6 protein-coding genes are annotated in these 6,054 nt (G+C 65.5%); 5 read left to right on the plus strand and 1 reads right to left on the minus strand.

All coding sequences use genetic code 11. The annotated features are described in order from the left end of the window. The 5 genes from G3N98_RS37940 to G3N98_RS37960 form a co-directional block, all read left to right on the plus strand. A partial coding sequence (locus G3N98_RS37940; RefSeq protein ID WP_241026261.1) for a non-ribosomal peptide synthetase occupies window positions 1-1,147 on the plus strand: 1,147 nt, incomplete at its 5' end. Beyond that, a complete protein-coding gene (locus tag G3N98_RS37945; RefSeq protein ID WP_241026262.1) occupies window positions 1,144-1,806 on the plus strand; it encodes a glycosyltransferase family 25 protein in 663 nt (220 codons plus the stop codon). The genes G3N98_RS37940 and G3N98_RS37945, both read left to right, overlap by 4 nt. 54 nt (window positions 1,807-1,860) lie before the next feature. Then, window positions 1,861-2,343: a hypothetical protein gene (locus G3N98_RS37950; RefSeq protein WP_241026263.1), complete on the plus strand. Its 483-nt coding sequence runs from the start codon at window positions 1,861-1,863 to the stop codon at window positions 2,341-2,343. A 16-nt stretch (window positions 2,344-2,359) separates the two neighbouring features. After that, window positions 2,360-4,063 (plus strand): cyclic peptide export ABC transporter, encoded by a 1,704-nt coding sequence (locus G3N98_RS37955; RefSeq protein ID WP_206150994.1) that lies wholly within the window; start codon window positions 2,360-2,362, stop codon window positions 4,061-4,063. A 200-nt stretch (window positions 4,064-4,263) separates the two neighbouring features. Then, window positions 4,264-5,154 carry a LuxR C-terminal-related transcriptional regulator gene (locus tag G3N98_RS37960; RefSeq protein ID WP_206150995.1) on the plus strand — a complete coding sequence of 297 codons (891 nt, stop codon included), beginning with the start codon at window positions 4,264-4,266 and terminating at the stop codon, window positions 5,152-5,154. 285 nt (window positions 5,155-5,439) lie between these two features. On the opposite strand, the gene G3N98_RS37965 is transcribed toward G3N98_RS37960, so the two are convergent. Next, window positions 5,440-6,054, minus strand: a 615-nt coding sequence (locus G3N98_RS37965; protein WP_206150996.1) for a helix-turn-helix transcriptional regulator, incomplete at its 5' end; no start/stop codon positions are given.

Here is a 6,054-nt window from a genome sequence, read left to right on the forward strand (position 1 = left end):
GCCGGCGATCGAAGCCGCCGCCGGTGCGGCCACGGCGGCACGCGCCGTCGCGCCCACGGCGGACGAACGCACGTTGCTGGAGATCTGGCAGCGGATCTTCAAACGAGACGACATCGCGGTCACCGACAACTATTTCGACCTCGGCGGCCACTCGATCATCGCGATCCAGTTGATGGCCCATGTCGAGAAGGCGTTCGATCGCCGGCTGCCGATTTCCTGCCTCTTCGAGAATCCGACGATCGAGAAACTGGCGGCGGCGCTCGCCACGAAGGCGCCGTCCGCGCCTGCCGGCGGACTCGTGCCGATTCGCGACGGCGGCCCCGCCGCGCCGCTCTTCCTGCTGCCGGGCGCCGGCGGGAACGTGGTCTACTTCCACCCGCTCGCGCACCACCTGAGCGGCGCCCACGCGATTCACGGGCTGGAGGCGCTCGGCCTCGACGGCGCGTGCGAGCCGCTCACCCGCGTGGAAGACATCGCGGCCCGTCATGTCGAACGCATCTGGCCGCTGGTGGGCGCGGGTCCGTACTACCTCGCGGGCCACTCGTTCGGCGCGCACGTGGCGCTCGAGATGAGCCGGCAACTGGTCGCCAAGGGCGCCGACGTGAAGCTGCTGGCGATCCTCGACGCGTCCGCGCCAATCGACAGCTCGGCCGCCACGTACTGGCAGGACTGGGACGACACCGAATGGCTGGTCGCGATCGCCCATGAAATCGGCACCTTCCTCGGCGCCGACCTCCAGGTGACGCGAGCCGACCTCGTCCCGCTCGATCCCGACGGCCAGGCCGACTTGATCCTCGCGCGGATCGGCGACCGCGGCAGCTGGTTCGCGGACGCCGGGCCCGAGCGCCTGCGCGCGTACCTGCGCGTCTATCAGGCCAACTTCAAGTCGCACTACGCGCCGCACGCCACGCCGCTGCCCGTGCCGATCGCGTTGTTCCGCAGCACCGAGCGTGATCCCGACGACTACGCGCCGTCGCCCGAGATCGCGCAGCTTCGCCTGGACCCGGCCTGGGGATGGTCCCGCTTCTCGACGCTCCCCGTCGCGGTGACGGACGTCCCCGGCGACCACCTGACCATGCTGCTCGATCCGCATGCCGGCGCCCTCGCCGCCCATGTCAACTCGTTCCTGGAAAAACAACCCTCATGAAACTGACATCAACGCCGACGATCGACAACACTTTCGCCCGCAAGGTCTGCATCAACCTGGACCGGCGCCCCGACCGCTGGGAAGCGATGCAACGAAAATTCGCAGAGCAGAACATCGTCACGGTGGAACGGCTGTCCGCCGTCGATGCAAAACAGGTGAGCGTGCCGGAATCGTTGAGCCACATGCGTCCGCAGGACTACGGCTGCACGATGAGCCATCTCGCCGCGGTGAAACAGGCGAAGGCCGCCGGTGCGAGCGAAGTCCTGATCTTCGAGGACGACGCATTCTTCGACGCCGAGTTCGCCGCGCGCTTCCCCGAGTTCATCGCGCAAGTGCCGGACGACTGGCACATGCTGTTCCTGGGCGCGTATCACTTCACGCCGCCCATTCCCGTCGCGCCGAACATCGTCAAGGCCGTGGAGACGCTCACCGCGCATGCATACGTCGTCAGGGACTCGCTTTACGACGCGTTCATCGCGATCAACGAAAACCCGCCGGCGATCAACGACCGCAACAACCTCGTCCTGCAGCAGACGTTCAATTGCTACTGCTTCGAGCCGAACCTGGTCGGTCAGGAGTCCGGCTACTCCGACATCATGGACGAAGTGATGCCGGAGAAGCCGCTGACCTATTCGATGCCCATTCCGGACGGCTGGTAACGCCTGCCGCCCCGTGCTCGCCGCGAACCCTCACTCGACAGCCCATTGAACCTCATGCAAACCACCACCGTTGACCTCGAAGCGGCGTTCGTACAGGCCGCGCTGGATGCGCTTCACCGGGACTGCAAGCTCGGCGACGCGATTTCGCTGGCTTACGGGAAATGCGAATCGACTGCCGGCGTGATCGACCTGATTTTTCCGTTGATCACGAAGAAACTGCGGATCGACTACATCCTCATGTACAGCATCGAAAGCAATCCGCGCACGCTCCTGCATTTTCTTCGGCAGGTCGAATCGCGGCTGGCACGGAGCGAAAACTGGACGGCCGCGTCGGTCGAGGCCGCGTTGCGAAGCGTGGCCGATTCGACGGACAGCGTCGGCTGGGCGCGTGCGCAGCGCCTGCTGAAGTGCTGCATCCTGTTTTCCGATTCGCCGCTGGGCATCGTGGAAAGCATCACGTTCCTGGGCCAGCACGAAACCTCGTCGAGGTTGAGATCAGCGGCAAGCAATGTCGAACTCAGCCACCTGATCAACTGAGACCTATTGGCCACGCATGCATTCCGCTCAAAGCAAATCGCCGCCCTGGCATTCCGCCGTCACGCTGATGTGGCGCAGTCATCCCTGGCTGACGCTGGGCACGGTCCTGACGGGCCTCGTCAGCGGCATCGCGTCGATCGTGGGCGTCGGGTTGATCGGCACCGCGCTGCACGACCCGTCCGATCGACGGACGCTGCTGCTGATGTTCATTGCGGTGAACGTCATCGCGGTGGTCTGCAGGAGCGGCGCGGCCGTGATGCCGTCCTATGCGTGCATGAAGGTCATGACGAGATTGCGCGTCAACCTGTGCAAAAGGATCCTGGCGACCCCGCTCGATGAAATCGACCGACGCGGCGCCCCCCATGTGCTGACCCTGCTGACACAGGACATTCCGCAGCTGAGCCAGACCCTGCTCACGATACCGACGATCATCGTTCAATCCGTCGTGCTGATCTGCAGCATCGTCTATCTCGCCTATCTCTCGTGGATCGTTTTCGCGTCGACGATGATCCTGACCCTCGTCGGCCTGGTGCTTTACCTGTTCTTCTATCGGAAGGCGGTCAATTTCACCGAGCGGGTTCGCGATGAATTCGTCCAGTTCAACGAATACACGCATGGCCTCGTGTTCGGCATCAAGGAGCTGAAGCTCAACCGGGCGAGGCGTCGGTGGTTCACCCGGGCCGCGATCGAACTGTCATCGAAGCGCGTGGCGGGATTCAATTACATCGAACGCTTCTGGTTCATGAGCGGCGACAGCATCGGCCAGATCACCGTCGCGGTCCTGCTCGGCTTCCTGCTGTTCGGCGTGCCTTCGCTCGGCGTCGTGGATCCATCCGTCCTCACGGCGAGCATCCTGGCCGTGCTCTACATGATGGGGCCCTTGACCATGCTCATCAATATCCTGCCGGTGGTGGCCGAAGGCAAGACCGCGCTCGCCCGGCTGGCGGAATTCGGCTTCCTGATCGACGACACGCAGGACGCACGCAATGAGCCGCCCGTTCCGGGCACCGTGGCATCCCCATCGCCGAAATCATGGAAGGTCATCGAGTTGAACGAGGTGACGATGAACTACCGTGACAATGAATCGTCGGCCGACTTCGTGCTCGGCCCCATCAACATGACGATTCATGCCGGAGAACTCGTCTATGTGATCGGCGGCAACGGCAGCGGCAAGAGCACGTTGGGCAAGGTCCTCAGCGGCCTCTATGCGCCGACCGGCGGCACCATTTCGCTCGACGGAAAAGTCATCGACGACGACGCCCGGGAACGCTACCGAAACCTGTTTTCCGCCGTCTTCACCGATTTCCATTTGTTCAATCGCATCATCGGGCCGGATCGGGGCAATGACAGCATCGAGCTTGCCCGGAAGTACCTCGACACCCTGAAGCTCGCGGACAAGATCGAGATTTCCGGCCGCACCTACTCGACCACCCGGGCGCTATCGACCGGGCAACGCAAGCGCCTGGCGCTGCTTTGCGCGTACATCGAGGATCGTCCGATTTACATCCTGGACGAATGGGCCGCCGATCAGGATCCGGTCTTCAAGCGATTCTTCTATGAAGTGCTGGTTCCCGACCTGAAATCCCGCGGGAAATGCGTCGTCATCATTACCCACGACGATCAGTACTTCAAGCTGGCGGACCGGGTCATTCGCCTCGATAGCGGCCGTATCTTCTCCGATACGGCCGTGTGCGCCGTCCCGGCCGAAGCCGCCGGATGAGCCGCGATCCTGATGGGGACACGATGCGCGCCGTCCGTCGCCAACGGGCGGAACGCTCGCCGTGCGCCGTACCGGATTCGACGACCGGCGATGCGTCTGTCCCGGCAAACCGTTACAGACGCATTCGCACGCGGGTGTTTAAATCATGTCGGCATCCATGCGCACACGCGCAGCTTCAACGTCTCATCAGGAATCCTTTCATGGAGTTCAGCAGATTGTTCGCACACGTCGGCGAAGCGATCTCGAGCAGCGGGAGCCGACGTTTCCCCCGAATGATGTACAACCTGATCGCCGCGGCGGTCCCCGTCGACGAGATCCGCATTTCGGAGCTGGCGGTCGACGACGCGCCTGACGGCCATCCCGCGGTGCGCAGCCTCGGCGCGGTCGGCGCGGCGCTCGCGAAGGCCGGCGTGGCCGCCGCCTGTTGCGGGCCGCAGATGCCGTCGCGCCCGGGGGCGAGCCCTCTGCACGTCGACGACACGCTCGCCGGCCACGGCCCGATTCACGCGCAACTCGACCGCTTCATCGTCATGCAGGCGGCGGTCGTGTCGCCGCGTTACGCGCAATTCCACCTCGTGACCCGCAAGCGGGGCCACTGTTACGTGATCTCGTTGTATCGCACGTGTACGTTCGACGATTTCTCGCCGCAGGAGCGGACCTTCCTCAAGGAACTCTCGCACGTGCTGTTTCCGATCGTCGAGAGCCATGTCGCGGCGCTCGATGCGACGCCACCGGCCGCCCATGTGACGCTCGCCGCGCCACCGGCGACGCAATCGGGCCGGGAGCGCGTGGCGCGGCGGTTCGCCGAGCGTCTGCGGCAAGCGGGCGTCAAGCTGTCGACGCGCGAGATCGAGGCATGCACGGCACTGCTGGCCGGCGACACGGTGCCCGCCATCGCCATGCGTTTCGCGCTGCGCGAAAGCACCGTCGAGACCTACCTGAAGCGGGCCGCCGTCAAGCTGGGCTTCAGCGGGCGTCATGGCCTGACGCGCTGGATGCTCGACGAGACGGCCGGGGCCGCGACGGAAGCGGGCGGGGACGGCATGCGAAGCGTGCGGCGCGACTACGCGTCGCCGCGCATCGGAACCTGAGGGCCCGCGGCCCGAACGGGCCCATACGGCGGCACGGCGTGCATCAGGCGCGGCACGCCAGGCACTTCAGCGCGCGCGACGCCGACGCAGGCGCAGGCGACGCGCGAAACACCATGGGACGACTGCCGCCGGTTTCCATCTCGCGTCGCACGTCGGCAATCTAGCCCGGCGCCGCAACCCGCGCTGCCGCACCCGGTGACATCGTCGTCATCGCCCGCGACGACGCGCATCGGAGCGGGCGCGTGCGACAGCCATCCGGGCTAGTCGGCCGGCGGTGTGTCGGCGTCACGCCGCCGACGCGCACGGTACGGAATCGTCGATCATCCATTTCGTGAGCCCGTGCCGGCCGCTGATGCCGAGCTTCACCGCGGCGCGCTTGATGTACGTCTCGATCGTGCTCTCCTTCACACCGAGCTCGCCGGCCATTTCGCGCAACATCTTGCCCGCGAGCAGGCCGAGGCACACTTCGTTTTCACGCGCCGACAGCACGACCCGCGCGCGCGCGAGCCGCGATTCGAACTCGTGGCGCAGCGCGTCGACGCCGGGCAAGCCTGCCGTCGCACCGGGCGCCGTCGCGCATTCGAGCGTGCCGTGCCGACGCGTCGACGCATGCCACTCGACGAGCGGCAACAGCGTATCGGCGAAATTCTTCAGGAACGACATCTCCTGCAACGAGAAGTCGCGATGCGATGCCGTGCGATGCAGCGAGATCACGTAGCGCCGATTCGCCTTGCCCGACACGAGATGGCACTGGAATCCGCCGCCCGGCCCGCGCGGCGGCGCGACTTCGCCGCCATTGCCACGCCGCAACAGCGGATTGATGTGAATGAGCTGCCGGTCGCAGGCCGCCAGGATCCGGTTCAACGGCGGATGCGCGGCCGGTTCCCGCTCGCCGTGCGC

The sequence above is a fragment of the Burkholderia sp. Tr-20390 genome (assembly GCF_017104595.1).
Taxonomy (GTDB): Bacteria; Pseudomonadota; Gammaproteobacteria; order Burkholderiales; family Burkholderiaceae; genus Burkholderia.